The sequence below is a fragment of the Rhodococcus sp. HNM0563 genome, assembly GCF_012726195.1.
Lineage (GTDB): Bacteria > Actinomycetota > Actinomycetes > Mycobacteriales > Mycobacteriaceae > Rhodococcus.
Window position 1 is genome coordinate 29,811 of record NZ_JAASAF010000008.1, and the last position, 17,824, is coordinate 47,634.

At 61.6% G+C, this 17,824-nt stretch carries 12 protein-coding genes and 1 pseudogene; 10 read left to right on the plus strand and 3 right to left on the minus strand.

Annotated features, from left to right (window positions below):
- Positions 1 to 40: 40 nt before the first annotated feature.
- From HCA61_RS26645 to HCA61_RS18615, 10 genes and pseudogenes are all read left to right on the plus strand, one after another.
- Positions 41 to 502, plus strand: a pseudogene (locus HCA61_RS26645) (DUF262 domain-containing protein); the annotation flags it as partial.
- 441 nt (positions 503 to 943) lie between these two features.
- Positions 944 to 1,513, plus strand: a complete 570-nt coding sequence (locus tag HCA61_RS26650) for an HNH endonuclease family protein (protein ID WP_277352043.1) — start codon at positions 944 to 946, stop codon at positions 1,511 to 1,513.
- A 310-nt stretch (positions 1,514 to 1,823) separates the two neighbouring features.
- A complete protein-coding gene (locus HCA61_RS18580; RefSeq protein ID WP_346777601.1) occupies positions 1,824 to 7,133 on the plus strand; it encodes an AAA domain-containing protein in 5,310 nt (1,769 codons plus the stop codon).
- The gene (locus HCA61_RS18585; protein WP_240959812.1) at positions 7,130 to 8,899 is read left to right on the plus strand and encodes a DEAD/DEAH box helicase; all 1,770 of its coding nucleotides are present in this window, start codon (positions 7,130 to 7,132) and stop codon (positions 8,897 to 8,899) included. Before HCA61_RS18580 ends, HCA61_RS18585 begins: the two co-directional genes overlap by 4 nt.
- Positions 8,900 to 9,202: 303 nt before the next feature.
- Positions 9,203 to 9,676, plus strand: coding sequence for a tyrosine-type recombinase/integrase (locus HCA61_RS18590; protein ID WP_169689687.1), 474 nt, complete (start codon positions 9,203 to 9,205; stop codon positions 9,674 to 9,676).
- Positions 9,677 to 9,789: 113 nt separating this feature from the next.
- A complete protein-coding gene (locus HCA61_RS18595) occupies positions 9,790 to 10,644 on the plus strand; it encodes an AAA family ATPase (RefSeq protein WP_169689688.1) in 855 nt (284 codons plus the stop codon).
- A gap of 10 nt (positions 10,645 to 10,654) precedes the next feature.
- The gene (locus tag HCA61_RS18600) at positions 10,655 to 11,176 is read left to right on the plus strand and encodes a hypothetical protein (RefSeq protein ID WP_169689689.1); all 522 of its coding nucleotides are present in this window, start codon (positions 10,655 to 10,657) and stop codon (positions 11,174 to 11,176) included.
- A gap of 16 nt (positions 11,177 to 11,192) precedes the next feature.
- Positions 11,193 to 11,765: a TIR domain-containing protein gene (locus HCA61_RS18605; RefSeq protein ID WP_169689690.1), complete on the plus strand. Its 573-nt coding sequence runs from the start codon at positions 11,193 to 11,195 to the stop codon at positions 11,763 to 11,765.
- Between the two features lie 16 nt (positions 11,766 to 11,781).
- Positions 11,782 to 12,993: a toll/interleukin-1 receptor domain-containing protein gene (locus HCA61_RS18610; RefSeq protein WP_240959814.1), complete on the plus strand. Its 1,212-nt coding sequence runs from the start codon at positions 11,782 to 11,784 to the stop codon at positions 12,991 to 12,993.
- Positions 12,990 to 13,823, plus strand: coding sequence for a hypothetical protein (locus tag HCA61_RS18615; RefSeq protein WP_169689691.1), 834 nt, complete (start codon positions 12,990 to 12,992; stop codon positions 13,821 to 13,823). The genes HCA61_RS18610 and HCA61_RS18615 overlap by 4 nt, the downstream gene beginning before the upstream one ends.
- A 10-nt stretch (positions 13,824 to 13,833) precedes the next feature.
- Here HCA61_RS18615 and HCA61_RS18620 read toward each other — a convergent pair whose 3' ends face one another.
- The 3 genes from HCA61_RS18620 to HCA61_RS18630 all read right to left on the minus strand — a co-directional run bounded on the left by HCA61_RS18620 (position 13,834) and on the right by HCA61_RS18630 (position 17,235).
- A complete protein-coding gene (locus HCA61_RS18620; RefSeq protein ID WP_346777608.1) occupies positions 13,834 to 14,199 on the minus strand; it encodes a transposase in 366 nt (121 codons plus the stop codon).
- An 85-nt stretch (positions 14,200 to 14,284) separates the two neighbouring features.
- Positions 14,285 to 15,298, minus strand: a complete 1,014-nt coding sequence (locus HCA61_RS18625; protein WP_169689692.1) for a hypothetical protein — start codon at positions 15,296 to 15,298, stop codon at positions 14,285 to 14,287.
- Positions 15,295 to 17,235 carry a hypothetical protein gene (locus tag HCA61_RS18630; RefSeq protein WP_169689693.1) on the minus strand — a complete coding sequence of 647 codons (1,941 nt, stop codon included), beginning with the start codon at positions 17,233 to 17,235 and terminating at the stop codon, positions 15,295 to 15,297. The genes HCA61_RS18625 and HCA61_RS18630 overlap by 4 nt, the downstream gene beginning before the upstream one ends.
- Positions 17,236 to 17,824: the final 589 nt, after the last annotated feature.

Sequence of the window (17,824 nt, forward strand, 5' to 3'; positions counted from 1 at the left end):
CTTCCCAACCTAACAAAGTCCTACTAGCGCGACGCGCGCGGAAGTCATCGACGGACAGCAGCGTCTGACCACCTTGACGATCCTGCTCGGCGTGCTTCGCGACTCGACGATCAACCCGGAACTCGCGAAGCAGCTCGACGCGATGCTTCAAGAGCAGGGAAGCCTGATGCTCGACCTCGAGAGCAAACCACGCTTGGCGCTTCGAGCCCGGGATCGCGAGTTCTTCGCCGATCACGTCCAATCGCCGGGTGGGATCAAGCTTCTCCAAGACATCAAACCCGAGAATTTGAGAACAGACGCGCAGCGTGCAATCCATGGGAATGGTCTCGCACTGTTCGGGACCGTATCCGAGTGGGCGGAGGAGCGCCGGCTCCAGCTCACCAAGATGCTTGCAGCCCGGACGTTCCTTGTAGTGGTCACCACCCCGGACCTTGCGAGCGCACACCGGATCTTCAGCGTCATGAACTCGCGCGGCTTGGATCTCTCTGCGGCGGACATCTTCAAAGCACGGGTCGTGGGCGATGTGGTCGAGAGCCGACGAGACGAGTATGAGGACAGGTGGGACGACGCTGAAGAAGCTCTGGGTACAGACGACTTCGCCGATTTGTTCCTGCATATCAGGACGATCGTCGTCAAAGAACGGCCCAAGAAGGAGCTGCTGAAGGAATTCGAGGAGTCGGTTCTTTCCTCATACATTCCCGGTAGGGGAGCCGAGTTCGTCGACACTGTCGTGGTTCCCTACGCCGAGGCGTATGGTATCCTGCGGGACCAGAATTACACCTCTTCGTCGGGCGCGGAAGAGGTCAACCGCTGGTTGAAGCGTTTGAACCAGCTGGACAACAGCGATTGGCGTGCACCTGCTCTGTGGGCGCTGAGAAACATGGGCGATGACCCGGATTTCCTCAACAGCTTTTTCGGCTCACTCGAGCGACTCGCCGCAAGCATGCTGGTACGCCGGGTATACGCGACTCCACGCGCTTCGCGTTACATCCAGTTGCTGAAAGACCTCACTGCCGGACACGGTCTCGATTCTCCCGCGTTCAATTTGAATGGCGACGAGATCAAGGAGGCCGGCGATCGCTTGCAGGGTGAGATCTACAAGGTTGCCCCGGTGCGGAAGTATGTGCTCCTGCGCCTCGACGAGTTGTTGTCGAATGCATCAGGAGTGTCGTACGACCACCCTCGTATCTCTGTCGAACATGTGCTTCCCCAGAACCCGAAGGTGGGGTCGGATTGGATGAAGTGGTTCACGCCTGCACAGCGTGAATTCTGGACGCACCGGCTCGGCAACTTGGTGCTGCTGAATCGAACGAAGAATGCTTCGGCGGGCAATTACGATTTCGATCGTAAGAAGGCTCAGTACTTCACGGCCAGGTACGGAGTTGCGTCGTTTGCGATCACCACTCAGGTCTTGCAGCAGAAGACGTGGACTGTCGACGTTCTCGAGGAACGTCAGAAGGAACTCGTGGGCCTGTTGACAAAGGAATGGAGGCTCGAAGGCGGGCTCTGGTAATCCTCCCAGTGTTGCTGGCAGGTGCTCCGAGTCGATAGTCCGTTCGTTTGGCAGTGCGTTGTCGGTGGCTCGCCCCCGACACGGCGCCGGCAGGGACCACCGAGTTGCGCACATGTAACGTCCATATGCCCGATCCGAGATGTACGGATTACTTGTTGTTCGTGCAGGCCAGCAACGGTGACGGAGGCGTAATTCGGAGGAAAGACGCCAAGCGGAAAGAGGGCGGATGCACAAGTGTCCGCACGCCTCCCTATGGTGTATTTTGTCCGTTTCCGTCGATGGATCGGAGTATTGCTGCAGGGTGAGCGGGGTGTCTGTGGAGTCGAGAGAGAACGATCCTGAACTGAAGGATCGCGTACAACGTCTGCTCACTTTCTTGTCCGAGCTGGTCAAGGCCCGCAGCGCCCCGGTCCGAGTCGTCGACAGGCATCGTGCGGTGATGTCGCTTGCGGAGGGCAACCTCGACGTCGGACTCAGCACTGACGCAGCGGCCGGCGATGTCGTTCTTCGTGCCCGCCGAGTTCACCTCGAAGATCCGCCGCAGCCGCCCAAGCAGGTCATGAAGTATGTCCGCGGGTCGATCGGCGACTCGGCATTGGAGCCGACGCTGAGCCCGGAAGCCCCGGACGACCTCGACGGATTCGATCCCTGGCTCGACGAATGGCACGCGTGGGCGGCCGTGGACCGGGAGCGTCGTCCCGCATGGCACCTGTACACGTTTCTGCAGCGGGCGATGCTCGACCTCGAAGCCCAGCCGGAGTCGTTGGAGCTGGTCATTGCGTCCGGGCTGTTGCAGCTATCGGCAGATGTGGCGGGGGAGCAGGTGCGCACGCACCTGATCACGCAGTCGACGCTGATCGAGCGACACGCAGCATCCGGAGACCTGCTGATCCGTTTGAACCCAGAGGCTGCCCCGTCTCTCGAAGACACCCAGCTTCTCACCGGTCTGGATGTGTTCGACCCGTCCGGCACCCGCACACTGCACGAATCCCTCGCGACACGTGTCACCTCTCCCGTCGATCCGGCGGCCACGGTGTTCCTGAAGGACTGGGCAGACCGCGCTCTCACGGTTCGTGTCGACGTCGTCGACCGAGCTGAGGACGCACCCTCACCCGACCGATTGCTGACGTCGTCGCCTGCGCTTGTCCTGCGCAAGCGCGGAGCGTACGCGCTGATCGAGTACTACGACCGCATGACCGAGGCGGCGGCAGGTGAGTCGAGTCCGGTTCCGTTGGGGCTCGCGCAGCTCGTCGAAGCGATCGAACCCGCCGACCGCATCGCGTGGCTCGATCGGTCGGGGACGTCGTCGTCGGCGTTGCTCGCCGAGGATCCGCTGTTCCCGCTGCCCGCGAACCAGGAGCAGCGCGACATCATCGACCGCCTCACTGGCGACAGTGGCGTCGTGGTGGAAGGTCCGCCCGGCACCGGCAAGACCCACACCATCGCCAACCTCGTATCGGCATTGCTCGCGCGCGGCCAGCGGGTGCTGGTGACCAGTGAAAAGGCGCAGGCGTTGCGCGTCCTCCGCGACAAGCTCCCATCTGAACTGCAGGAACTCTGTGTGTCGGTGACCGACGCGGCGCGCGGCGGTTCTGCAGAGCTGAATCGCAGTGTCAGCGAGATCGCCACCCGCAAAGCACAATTCAACCGCCGACGCACCGAGCAGCAGATCGCCGACGTCGCAGCTCAACGCGACGACGCGTTGAGTCGTCGCGCGAAATTGACGGAACAGATCCGCCAGGTCCGCGAAGCCGAAACGTACGTCCATCCGGAGGTGGCCCCGGGTTTTCAAGGGACGGCGGCGTCGATCGTCCGACAGGTCCAGACACAGTCTTCCCAGCATCGATGGCTGCCGGTACCGCTCCTCGCAGACACCCCACCGCTGACAGCGGAGGAATTCCACACGCTCCTCGCGCTGCACCAGCGGTCGAGTGCAGAACGCGCGCGTCGTCGTCGCCAGGTCTTTCCCGAGCTCTCGCTGCCAGACGTCACCGACCTGAGGAATGCGTGCGACGCCGTCGCCCAGGCACCAGGTGCGGAGGCCGGTGGTGAGGTGCCGGGTCTGCTGCGGATGCTCGACGGCGCGTCACCCGACACCCTCGGCCGCATCCAGGGTCTGTGCGAACAGTTGCGCGGCGTCCTTCGCGACGTGCAGCAGCTCGATCCGCGATTCCAACGCGCCGCCGACGCCGTTCTGTCCGGGCAGGCACAGCACCTGTGGGGGAAGACTGCACAGATCCCGCAGTTCGTCCAGGCCGCGCAGGCGGCAGACCACTTCGTCGGCACCAGCGCGGTCGAAACACCGGTGACGGGACGGGCAGCATTCGAGGCGTACGACGCGCTGGCCCGCAAACTCGAAGCAGGGGACACGTGGCGCAGCGGCATCTCCCGGTTCCGGCGGAGCGACGAACAGTCCGCGGTTGAAGCGGTCGGTCAACTCGGAACAGTCGACGGTGTAGAAGCGACTACCGCCGCGACTGCACGCGTCGTCGCTGAACATTTGCGCGTCCTCGACGCGGTGCGGGCGGTGGGTGTCGTTCTCGGCGACCTCGGCATCGACATCCCCATCGAAGGACCACGCAGCCGCGCCGTCAGCATCCTGACGCAGATCGACCGTGATCGGGCCGTCGTAGACAACTTCGTGGCTCGCGCCCGCGAGGTGGTGGTCGCGTTGCAGGAGGTCAGCCCCGACGCACCGCGTATCGCGAGCATCGACCAAGCACGGTCCGTCGCGGAGTCGGCGCACGCCATCGCCGCTGCGCGGAACGCGGAGGCGCACAAGAACTGGCTCGAATCCGTCGCCGCTTCGGTCCGGGGCACGATCGCCGGCGGACGGTCGCCGGAAGGCGAAGCACTGACCTTCGCGCTCGACACCGCGGACTTCGACGGCATCCGCGCAGCCCTCGATGCGTGGGACGGCGCTGTGCGCGAACACCAGGAGGAACTGCACCTCGAATCGCTGCACACCCGCCTCGACAATGCCGCGCCCGCACTCGCGCAGGCCATCGCGGACGATTCGACGAGCCCGGAGTGGCCGGCCCGCCTCACCTACATCGACCGCGCGTGGGCGTGGCGTCGGGCAGAAGAATGGGTCCGACGCAACCACGCGCGCAGCGAAGACGGAAGTCTCGATCGTGACCTCGACGCTGTCGAGAAGGACATCGCGCGGCTCACCGCCCAGCTCGCTGCGGAGAAGGCGTGGAGCGCATGCCTCGACCGGACTACCGCAGCCCAGGTCCAGGCCCTGCAGACGTATCGCGACCACGTCGCCAGCATCGGCAAGGGCACCGGTAAGTACGCCGAGCGTTACCGCGCAGGTGCTCGTGAGGCCATGCAGGTCGCGCAGGGCGCGGTGCCGGCGTGGGTAATGCCGCTGCAGCAGGTGTTGGCTTCGATTCCACCCGAGCAGAATTCGTTCGACGTCGTCATCGTCGACGAAGCAAGCCAGGCCGATATCAGCAGCCTGTTCCTGCTGTGGTTGGCGCCGAGGGTGATCGTGGTCGGCGACGACAAGCAGTGCGCACCGAGCGATGTGTCGTCGGGTGCTCTCGACGGCGTGTTCAGCCGTCTCGACTCGTACCTTCCCGACATCCCGAAGTATCTGCGCGACAGCTTCACTCCGCGATCCAGCGTGTTCTCGCTGCTGCGGTCGCGGTTCGGCAGCGTCATCCGCTTGCGGGAGCACTTCCGCTGCATGCCGGAGATCATCAATTGGTCCAGCGGCCAGTTCTATGCGGACGCACCGCTCGTTCCGGTGCGTCAGTTCGGTGCGGATCGTCTGCCTCCGCTGCGTACCACCTACGTCGAGGGCGGTGTCGTCACGGGGAAGAACGCGTCGTTGACGAACCGGGTCGAGGCTCGTGCTCTCGCCGACGCACTCGCGAAATGCCTCGACGACAAGGCATACGACGGGAAGACGTTCGGCGTGGTCGTCCTGCAGGGGCAGTCGCAGGTTGACGTCATCCAGAACGAACTGCTCGACAGGCTGACTCCGGACCAGTGGGACCAGCGACGCCTCCGCGTCGGAACTCCGCCGGACTTCCAGGGCGACGAGCGGCACGTGGTGTTCCTGTCGATGGTCGTCGCGCCGGAACAGAACATCATGGCGATGACGAAGACCGAGTACCAGCGACGATTCAACGTCGCGGCATCGCGGGCGCAGGACCAGCTGTGGTTGTTCCACTCGCGGACCGTCGACTCGCTGAAGTCGACGGATCTCCGGCATTCGCTGCTCACCTACATGCAGTCGACATCTCCGGCGCCTGCTGAATCGATGCCGGGAGGCGTGACACGCGACGAGCGGCACGGGGTGTTCGACAGCCTCTTCGAGCAGCGGGTGTTCCTCGACATCGTTGCGCGCGGCTACCACGTGAATCCTCAGGTCGAGGCGAACGGGAGGTTCATCGACCTGGTGGTGACGGGTGGTGCGGGCAAGCTGGCGGTCGAGTGCGACGGCGACCACTGGCATACGAGCCCCGACCAGCAGCGCGCCGACCTCGAACGGGAACGTGAACTGCAGCGGTGCGGGTGGAAGTTCTGGCGGATCCGCGAATCCGAGTACTACCTTGACCCCGTCGGATCGATGGCGGGGTTGTGGGTCGAGCTCGAGCGGCGGGGGATCACACCGCACGTGGTGGGTGTCGCGGACGTGGTTGTCGCGTCCGATGAAGACTGGGCCCCTGTCGAGTTGGTCGAGGACGATTCCTTGGCCGAGGACGTTGTTGACTTGGCCAGTATCCAGGTGATCCAGCCGGATCCCCTGACTGTTGTTGAGTCCGTGACGGTTGCAGAGTCGATTGCCGAACCCGCAGTGGTAGCGCTGCAGCCTGTAGTCGAGGTCGCTGCCGTTGAACCCTACGAGCCAGTGGCTGCTCTCGTCGAAGTACCTGACGCACAGTCGCTGTCCCCGGTGGGGGGCATGATCGTGAAGACCTTGGGGAACGGGTCGCTCCCTGTCGTTGAGCTTGCCGGCCGGCTTGATATGGACTGGAAGGTCGTGCTCGCGGAGCTGGACAAGCTTCAGTTCGCGGGCGTCGTGGACGAGATCTCCGTGATGGGGAAGCGAACGGAGTACCGCGTCACCGGTGTCGTCGGGCAGCCTGCCGATGCTCCGTCACCGGCGGCGGCAGGTCGCGAGGCGGACGATCCCGCGTCGAACCCGTCGTCGATGCTCGAGTCGATGATCGTCGAGATGTTGGGATCCGGTCCGGTTTCGCTCTCCGATCTGGCTTATCGGCTGGACGAGCCGCGTGACCGGGTCGAGGCGGTGATGGCCGCGCTTGTCTCGCATCGTAGGGTAGAGCGGCTGCCTGAGCGGGGACCCAGTGTCTACGGTCTCGTGGAACCGGCAAGGCCCGAGGTCGTCGAGCGATCGGCCGTCGAAAGCTCGGGCCGTGTGGGTTCGTCGATTGCTGATCTGCCGCCGGCACATGTGGATTCGGCAGCCGAGGTCCTCACCGCAGCGGCCGCGATCGCCTCGGTTTCGGTGGAGCGCGCGAAGAAGCTGACGAGACTCGACGACGAGACAGTTCTGCAGGTTCTGGCGAGACTGGAGAGGGAAGGCCGATTGTCGCGAATGGTGGATTCGAACGGAACATGCTGGGTGCGGTCGATTCGATGACGTCGGCGACGATCGAGGGGCTGTCGCTGCGGGCATGGCAGAGTGAGGCGTTCAATGCGTGGGTGGAAGCAGATCGTCGCGCTGTCGTAGAGGCGGTGATGGGGACCGGCAAGACCGCACTCGGCATTGCTGCTGCTGCAGATGCCATTGCTCGTGGACTCAGTGTTTTGGTGGTGGTCCCTGGGGTGGAGCTGCTGAACCAGTGGCACCGCGAGATCGGGAACTCACTGCCCGGCGTCGCGGTCGGCCGACGAGGGGACGGAAACTCGGATACGTTCCGCGGCCACCGAATTGTTGTCAGCACAGTGCAATCGGCGACAGGATTTTCGGCGCCGCGGCCGGTCGGGCCGGCGCTGTTGATCGCTGACGAAGTGCACCGATACGGTGCACCGAGATACTCCCGGCTCCTCTTGGATGCATTCACCGAACGGATGGGACTCACTGCGACACTCGAGCGCAACGACGACGGCGTGGAGCGATTGTTGCTCCCGTACTTCGAGACGGTGATCGAGGGATGTACATATGAGCGTGGTCGCGCAGACGGAATCCTGGCGCCCGTTCGGGTGATGCTCGTCGAGGTGCCGTTCGACTCGGTCGAAGCAGCGGAGTACCAAGAGTGTGACGAGCTCGCTCGGAAGCTGTACGGCAAACTGATCCACAACTTGGGTTGTAGCGACGAATCATTCGGTGAGTTCATGCGGGACGTTCAGCTCCTCAGCGACGGTCCGAATGCCGAAAAGGCGACGTGGACGGCACGCCGATACCTGCACGCAATCTCGCAGCGACGGACACTGCTGGCCGAATCCAGCAGCAAACTGGACGCACTCCGCGACCTCGGCACTGTGCTCAGAGAATCTGGGCGAGCGTTGGCATTCTCGGAGACGAAGAAATCTGCCCGGGCGGCGGCTGAGGTTCTACTCGAGGAAGGTGTGCTGGCTGCCCCGTTCACGAGTGAGCTGAGTAGGTTGGACAGGAATCGGCTGCTCACAGCATTCCGGAATGGTGCTGTCACGACGTTGGTGGCACCGAAGGTCCTCGATGAGGGTGTCGACGTGCCCGAGGCGGATGTCGGCGTGATTCTTGCGAGCAGCAAGACCCGGCGACAGATGATTCAGCGCATGGGAAGAATCATTCGGCCGAAATTGGATGGCCGGGCGGCATCGTTCCTGGTCATGTACGCGAAGGGAAGTTCGGAAGATCCGAGCACCGGCGCCCACGGTACGTTCCTGGAACAGCTCACGGGCATTGCGTCCGAGGTGGTTACGGTCGGTCCGGAAGGGGCGCCGGAACTACTTCGGTCGTGGCTCGCAATCGAGCGGGACAACGGGGGAGCAGCAGACGTCGGGTCCTCGGCTGTGGGGGTGGACTCCGAGGAGTTTGAGGCGACTATTGACGTCGATGAGGACATCGTCGAGATCGCGCATCGCCTGGTCGAGGATGACACTCCGGAGGTAGCCCCGACTGTTGAGTCCGAAGATGTGGATGTCCGCCGCATCTTACTGTCGGTCGGAGCGTATGGGGACGTCGATGACCTCGACACCGTGCTCGCGTGCTTGTCTGTGTTGGATCCGCAGCAGGTCGCTGTGCTCATCCTTCGGTTCGGACTCGCAGGTGAATCGCCGAAGCGTCACAACGATATCGGTGTTCGGTTGGGGATGTCGGCGGTCCAGGTGGGCCGAGTCGAAACGGCTGCGCTTGAGTGTCTCGGTGACGCAGCGACAGTAATGGTTCTCGCAGAGTTGATGGTGCAGTTGGACGAACTCTGATCGCGAAATGCGGCAGGGGTCCATGGGAAGAATGGCGATCGGCTCAACGCGGACCGGATTCAGCGGCGGGCAGCGGTACACGGTAGTGGATTTGAGGACAGGAGCGATGGATTGGTGAGCGGCGCGGAACCAACGATATCGGCGACTTCTTGGATCCTTCAAGCTCCGCGCTACGGGATGAATGGCGCTCGGTCCTTACTCGTTTCTGCGCGCATGACGTCCGATAGCGCCCCTGAACGAAGAATCTGTACAGAGCAAGCATCGACCGGCTCCGAATCCTTCTGCAGAAAACAAGACCACCCGATGGAGGAACTATCGGCAGCCGCGGCCACCGCCTACATCGTCGCGATCACCGCATGCTCGAGCATCGGATGGTCGAAGAAGACGGTGAGTGCGTTGGCATCGTTTCTGCGGTTCCTCCACGTCACAGGCATCACCGCCCACCCGCTCGTCACGGCGCTGCCGAAGCTCGCCGGACCTCGTCGCACCGTGCCATGTGAACTCGACGAATCCGATTTCGCCCGTCTACTCGGGGGCTGCGACTGCAACCGTGACGTCGGGTTACGCGACTATGCGATCTTGACGGCACTATGGCGGCTGGGGCTGCGTCGCGCTGAGGTTGCCGGATTGAGAGTCGATGACATCGACTGGCGGCGTGGTGAAATCATGATCCGAGGAAAAGGTCACCGTCACGAGCTTCTCCCGATCCCCATCGACGTCGGTGAGGCGATCGTCCGATACTTGCACGACGGTCATCGTCGCGTCCCGCCGGGCTGATGATGGTATGAAGCTCCAATGTGCTGGGTCATATTGAGATTGGTTTTGCACGTGTCGGGAGTGTCGGTGGTGTGTGGTTACCTCGGAGTCCACGAAGTTTAGAAGGAGAAGGCATGGGTTCCACAGTTCAGGATGTGCGTATTCCGGAACGGTTTTCATACGCGATAGACCAGCACTTGGTCTTTAACTACACCGGGGTGCAGGCGTGGCCGCTGGTTCTCGGGATTTTCGGGCGTCCTGGTGACGGGAAGAGTTTCCAGGTCCGAACGCATCTCGAATGTCGAGGCATCCTCCCTGTTTCGATCAATGCTGCGGATCTGGAAAGCGACCGGGCGGGAATGCCGGGAAAGCTTGTACTTGACACGTATGAGGATGCTGGCCATCGGATCGACGAAGGCAACCCGACGGTGTTGGTGGTCGATGACTTTGACACGACCGTCGGTGAATGGGCGCAGAGCACCACGACGGTCAATCACCAGCAGGTCTTGGCGCAACTCATGCACCTGGCAGACAGCCCTACCCGCGCAGGTGATCGGTCTCTCCGCCGGGTGCCGGTGATAATCACCGGCAACGACCTCTCGAAGGTGTATCCGCCATTGCGTCGCCCCGGCCGGATGCGCGCTTTCCCGTGGCTCCCCACCACAGAAGAACGCGCCCACATCGTCACCGGCATCTTAGGCAGCATGCTCTCGCCGACTGAGATCAACGAGCTGTTGGGAGAACTGGAGGAGGCGCCGATCGCGTTCTTCTCCGACCTGCTCGTGGAAGTTCTCGCGGAATCTTCGGACGCGGCGGTACGCCGACATGCTGCTTCCCTGCCCCGTCTGATCCTCCCGAGGAGCACGGAACGTCAGGAGCTTGAACGCGTGCTCCCCACGGGGCGACTGGACGGGGCGCAGGTGAAGACTCTCGCGCTGCATGTCTGGCACCAACGCATGCTGGCCACCCAATCGTACGTCGGGGAATGAGGAGGAGACGATGAGCACGTTCACCTATTCATATGCGTACACGCGTTCGCAGGCGCTGGTTGACCAAGTGGAGGTCCTGTTTTCGGAAGCGGGAATCCCGCCGGACTCTACGGTGAAGGTCTGTCACGGGGTTCAGGAGAAATGGCTTGCCGCCGTAGGCCTCTACCTCTTGAAGAATGGCCAGCGCGTGTATGAGATTGAGGCCGTAATCAATTGGTCGGCCCATTCGGAAAACCCCACACTGGACTTCTCGACGGATCTTCCCGGGTGGGAGGGGAAAGCCTCACCGGAAGCTGCAATCCTGGGGGCCAGGTTCGCAGCTAAAGCCGGATCTGAAGGGTTGACCCCACGGTACTGGGTGCGATTTATCTCTGCGATTCGGAACGATCCCGCCCGTCATCAGCGTTTGTGCCCCGAGGTAGGGGTCAGCTTCGGAAGCAGCGTGCCGGGGTGGGCAAAGTCTCCCACAGAAGTGAAGCTGAGTCTGCAGGACCTCAGCGAAGTCGGTATGGCCGAACGTAGCGCGCTGTAACCGGAAGGGTAAAGTCATGGCACGCAAGATTTTCATCTCATTCCACCAGACTGATGAGATCCAAGCGAACATCTGGATCCGGCGGTACAGCCAGTACTTTAGCGAGATACGAAGCCTCGGGCTGCACGAACTCGGAGACGACTTCACCGAGCACATCGAAAGCGGTGACAGCGACTACGTGATGCGCCGAATCCGAGAGGGCAAGATCGCCGGCACCTCCTGCACCGTGGTGCTCCTTGGCCAGTGCACCTGGGCGAGGAGATACGTGGACTGGGAAATCGCTGCCACGCTCCGCAATTTCAAGGACAGTCAGCGTGGAGGTCTGATCGGGGTGCAATTGCCTGGCACCCAGGACTTGGCAACGCCGAAGCTCCCGCCACGGCTCGCCTTGAATCTGGCTCAAGAAGACGGCGTCGACACCGGGTACGCACGGGTGTACCCACCGGCTCCGAGCGATGGCACAATTGTGCAATGGGTGGATGAGGCTGTCGCCAGGCGCAACGATATGGATCCGGCTACCGGGTCGACCTCTGACCTGATGGTCAACAACCGTTCCTGCCCTAACCACGTCAACCTGGCCGAGTCCTGATTGAAGGGAGAATTTCATGGCTGTGACACCGCCCATCCTTGATGTTTTCGCGGTGTGGCACCCCGGAGAGTTCGATGGGGAGCAACTCTTCACCCGACTTGACGACCATTACCACTCCCCAGCGTTCTCCGGTCTCGCTGGCGGCGCGGTAGAAGTGTATGCGCGGAGCGCGCCATGGGGGGCGGACGGCGCTCCGCGCCCCATGGGGATCAGCGACGAACTCGCCCCCGGTATTGTGCCCGCCCACCGCAATGTCATCATCCTCTATGTCGGTGCCGCGCTCGCGACCGCATTCAAGAATGATCCAGCATGGGGCCAATACATCAGGGATATCGTCGAACTGGACGCGCGTGAACACGTCAAGGTCTACACTCTCTTCGCCGAAGACTTCGACATGGCGGGTTCGAGCATCGGGGAACTCGTCGGTAGCGCCCAAGCGCTTACCGGGGTGTCGCTCCATGAACAGGGACACCTCGGCCGAGAGGTGAGTCAAGCGATCACACAGTGGATCACCGGCGTACCTCAGATCCGCGTGTTCATCAGCCACACGAAACACTCCTCACTGGTCGAAACTGACGCAAATAGTGGCGCGAACATCGCTCAACACGTGCGTGATGTGATTCACAGTACGCATTTGGGTGCTTTCTTCGACGCGCAAGACATCCAGGCCGGTGACGACTGGGAAGCCGTGCTCGATGGCAACGCCGAAGGGTCCGCACTGCTGATGGTTCGTACGGATAAGTACGCGGGTCGTGAATGGACGCAACGGGAAGTACTCACCGCGAAAACTGCTGACGTGCCGATCGTATGTCTCCACGCACTTACCGGCGGGGAAGACCGCGGCTCTTTCCTCATGGACCATGTTCCCACGGTGCCCTGCAGTCTTGAAAGCCCAGAAACGGGGATCGTCGCCGCTCTAAATAGTCTCGTCGATGAAGCGCTGAAACGTGCCTTGTGGGAAGCGCAACGGGTGTATCACGAGAGCGACGGGTTTGATTGGCTGCCGGTGCATGCACCGGAACCGGTGACGCTAACGCAGTGGCTCCGCGGGCATCAACAAGAAGACCCAGGGGACCAGCACGTCTGGATCATGCATCCCGACCCGCCCTTAGGGCCGCAGGAACGTGACGTGGTGAAATCACTGTGTTCTCTCGCCGGGTTCACCGATTCGGTCGAGATTCTAACGCCGAGGACTTTTGCCACCCGAGGAGGAGTGCTGTCGTCGTGAACGAACCCTCACTGATCGCCCGCGATGCTCTCGCCCACCGACGCATCGCCCTCTCCGTTTCTGAGAGCGCAGACCTTTCTGCTTTAGGGCTTTCTGAACGGCATTGCCGCATGGTCGTCGCTGAAACCGCGAGGGCCGTGTTCCTTGGCGGCGGCACCATTGTCTACGGAGGACACCTGGAAAAGACCGGGTATACACAGATCCTGCTCGACGAGATTCAGCGATTCAGAGACCGGACGGCGTCGTTGGAAATCGTGCTTGCAGAACCAGTCGTCCGGCACACTCCAAAAGAGCGGCTCGAACAGGTGGTGCAACGTCTGGGCGAGTTCGGGAAGTTGACACGCATCGACCGTGCCGGGAACCCTATCCCGCTTCGAAACATTGAACAGATACCTGACACTGCTGACGACTCAGCCGCTTTCACCGCGATGCGGACGTATGTTGCTGAACACACTGATGCGCGGATCGTTGTCGGAGGCAAACTGCAAGGCTATGCAGGGCAAGAGCCGGGTACGATAGAGGAGGCGCGGCTGAGTGTCGTAGCGGGCGCAGAGCTATTCGTTGCCGGAGGGTACGGGGGCGCTGCAGCGCTGTTGGTGACCGCTATGCTCGGTGAAAAGCCGAGTTGGATGCCAGAACACTTCCCAGTGCATTCCGAGAATGCCGAGGTGCAACACGCGCTCTCGCAGTTTCGCTCTGAGTGGGACAAGCGGCCCATTTCGATTCAGCGGCCCAATTCTCAAGTTTTGTCCGCCACGCACCGTCCTGCGGACATTGCAGCTGTCCTGTCCCGGGCATTGGCTCATAGGTCCGACCGTGTGAAGAACTAGAGTGTGTCTGCTATTTGCGGACACGGTGATGAATAACAATCGCACCGAGGAGTACGCCACCGAGGAACGTGGTCGCGTACTTGTCGTAGCGCGTGGCGATACCGCGCCATTGCTTGAGGCGCCCGAATCCACGCTCGACGGTGTTGCGTTCGCGGTAGTGGTCTTTGTCGAATGTCGGCGGTCGACCTCCGTCCGGTCCCTTGGCCTTGCGGCGTCGGATCTGGTCGCTGCGTTTGGGGATGGTGTGCGAGATTCTTTGTTCTCGCAGGTGCTTTCGGGTGCTCGGATGCGAGTACGCCCTGTCGGCAAGCAGGCGAAGTGCTTCGGGTCCGTGGGCGCGGTGCGCGTCGAGCAGCGGCGCCAGGGTGGGGTTTATCGCCTGCCTGGCCCGGGGGCCACCGACCCTGTCGCGGTCATGACGTGGTCGGTAGCTCCCATTAGGTCGACTTACTGAGGAACCTTCAATATGCGATCATCAATTCGGATAAACACTTTCGAGCGATCTGCGGATCTCGCCGCACGCTCCACATGTCCTGTGTAGGAAGCCCACACAACGTGTACATGATGCGGGCCTCGGGATGTGGCAGTGGGTTTCCGAAGCGTATGCGGACGACGTTGCCGTCCGTCCGCACATCGGCGACTGTGTGTTTTCCGGATCGATGATCCAGTCCGTACATCAAGCGCCGAACATCAAGTGGGTCGACTTCGCGCGCTTCCTTCGCCACGCCCGAATCCAGTTCGACAACGGTGAATTCGGTCCATCCGCCCGGGACCTTGTGCCGGGAGAGGTATCGGCCGGTGAGTCCTTTGTGTACTGGGAACCACCGATTTTTCTGTAGGGCGCCGGAGGTTGCTGATTCGGGCAGATAGACACGGATGGGCGCGGAGGCTTCATGAGGTCTGTAGAGTGGGGATTCGAGCATGTTTGCAGTCCAGGCATCGAGCGGCGAGTCGGGGACGCGAGCCCACTCGTCGAGGTTGATATGGCGAAGGCCGAGACCTTGAACATTCTCGACGTGATCGATCATGCGAGTTGGACCGTGGAGTGTGAGCGATCGTTGAGTCGAGGTGGGCATAACTCTGATTGGAATGCCGCTCACCAGGATCGGGGACTGCATTGCGCTGTCGTCCTGGTGGACTATCGAACCAATGGAGGAAACCCACTGGCCGCGCCCGAGCACAGCGAGGTCGCCGGCCAGAGCAAGTTCGTCCAACCGGAGTCGATAGAGTTGTCGGCGTGCCTGCTCGTCGACAGAGTTGTCGTTGAGCGCAGCGTCTGCATCCATGATCCGGTCGAGCAGCGAGCGGGTCGAAATGGGCGTTCGTCCGCTTGTTGATGCCCATGCGATCGCTCGTACCAGTTCGTAGCTAATTTCTGTCTGTGGAGTGTTCGGAGGAATGCGCAGAACTGTGCTGATGTGGGAGCTATACGTTGATGAAGTCAACTGCTCGATAATTGGTGCGCCCGGGATCATGTGAAAGTCCGCTGGAGTCGGTGCGCGAGCCGCCGGATACCTCGCATCTGTGTGCTGTCGGCCCCACACCACATTCCGACTGCGTCGAGCGCATCATTCAGGCCGGCTGCAGGTACAGAAGTTGCAAGTGCGGGAACCAGCACGCACTCAGCGATCGCGTACGCGATGGAGTCTGCGTGTACGACTTGGTGGAGTGCCTCGCCGAACCGTCGGGCCGCGTCGTCGATTGCGTTGTCGATCATCCAGCATTCGTCGAATGCGTCGTCGAGATCATCGACGAGTCGGGCGACGTGATCGGACGTCGGAACGGGTGCGTCGGGTACGAGTTGGGTGGGTTCCGAAATCTTCGGTGATCCAGGACGCGGCTGTGGAACATCGATCGCTACGCAGAATCCCCAGATATCGGGACTCAGCGGTGCTGTCGTGGTCCCGGATACCGCTGTTGCGGCAATCCTCAGATTTTCGTGGATCTGTACCCGTCTTGATCCGACTATGTCCTGAAGTGTGGGTGGCACGGCGATACTGCGATCGTGCGATCGTAGCCACGGAAGCAGAAACGACTCGGTGGGTGCTTGATTCGCTGATTCGAGGATCAGCAAACTCGGGCCGTTCTTTTCCGCTTCTCTGTTGGCAGCGAGTAGGAGGTCCGAGTGCGCTCGTCGGGTCGTAGTATCCGATGCTCGAACGCCGAGGAGATCTACCGGGCTCAGGAAGTCGTGTGCGACAGGAAGCTCAGCGATACGGGCAGCAAACGCTGCGTTTGCGTAGGCGTTGAGCGCGGCGCTGGAACCGTTCCCAGTTGCGATAGGGATGAGGCCGGCACGAACCGCTGCGTGGATCCGTCGCAGCGCGCTGTGTGAGAGATTCTGGTCGGCGGCAGTCCGGTAGAGCACGGTGTCGAAGTCGACGGCCTTCTGTACGGTCGGCGCATTCTCTGTGGTTGCGAAGGAGACGTTCGTACGGACGAACGCTTCCGGCCGGGGTGTGGACTTGCTGTTGCCGAGTGCGCGGAAGATCACGGAATCCGACAGAAGGTCGGACGCATTGTCGACAGCGTCAGCAATGCGCTCGACAATCGATGACTCGAGGGAGGCCAGCTGCGTGTCGACTGCTGCTTCCGCATCAGCGGTTTGTTGACGGGTTTGCTCGAGTGATGCGAAAGCGTCGGCATGCTGACGTTCGAGTTCAGCGACTTCTCGGCGTATGCGCTCGAGCTGGGCAGTCTCATGCTTCAGTTCGGCTTCCACAGTTTCGCGTGCAGTTCGGGCGATTTCCGCTTGAATCCTGCGGCGATGTTCCTCCACGCCGTCACGTATGGACGGGTGATTCAATACCAGCGTCGCGAGTTCCTCGGCCTCCTCGCGGATGTCGTTGCTGTCTTGAATGATCTTGATTGCCCGGGCCATTCTTTCGAACCGGAACTTGCGGTCGTCGAGGTCCTCCCCAACGCGTAGGGCATTGGCGGCATGTTGCATGAGGGCCCGCGTTTGAAGGAAATCGGGGACGTCGTTGGTCCGTGCCTCGGCGATCTCAACGGCATCGCGAATAGCAGTCCTCACTACCGCGACATCGGGCCGACAATCCAGATAGCCGGTCGGGAGGGTTTCGGGGGCGCAGTAGATCCTTCCTGGGAATCGGAAGACGGCATTCTCGTCCTTTCGGATGGGAACCCGTGAAAGCCGTTGATCATCCGCGGCGACAGTGAAGTACTTCTCGTCGAGTTTGTAGCCAATCGGCCCGATGAGTGTGTCGTCGCGACACCAGATGTAAAGATCGGAACCGGCGAGGATTTCGGTTGTGGCGGAGATCTTTCGGTTTGCGATGCGATCAATCGTTGCGTCGTAACGGTGCTTGTGATGGTCGAGAACTGTATGCAATCGACCGGTACTCTGCACTGCGAGTCCGTCTTCACGGAGAGGGTTCTCCCCGATAGTCACCAGGACGACGGATCCTACAGTGATGTCCGGTCCGGGCTCCCGCCAAAAGATCTGTTCGCGGCCTTCTCTATCTCGGTAGTGCTCCGGGTCCGCAGTTTCCCAACCCTCGCCGAAGTCGTTGTACACAGGTGTGATCCCGGCGAATCGAAAACTCTTGGTACTGACCCAGGCGACCTTTCCGACAACCCGAGTACCTGCTGCAACTCCCATTGGGTCAGGATAGACTGCGATTCCGACTCGCAGAGTGGGCAGTGCCCTTCTGCAGTCGGTTCGAGTGAAGGCGCCAGTGGGGAACTGTGGCGTCCCATGCCGCTTCCGCTGCGAGTGCGTATGCGTTCTCCCAGTTTGGTGACCGTTTGGGCGGAGCCTTGTGGACCGACGTTGGTCTCGTCCGGGTAGGGGCGAAATCGATCCGAATGTAGCCAAGGTTTCCGGCATCGATTGTCAGATGCGTAGCTGAGGGTAGTCGCGAAGCTAGCCATGTCCCGGCGTCGATAGCCGAACTACTGTGAAGTCGATCTTCCACACCGGACGATTGCTGAACCGCCACTTGGAATCCGAGATGTTGGATTTCGGAGACGATCTTTAT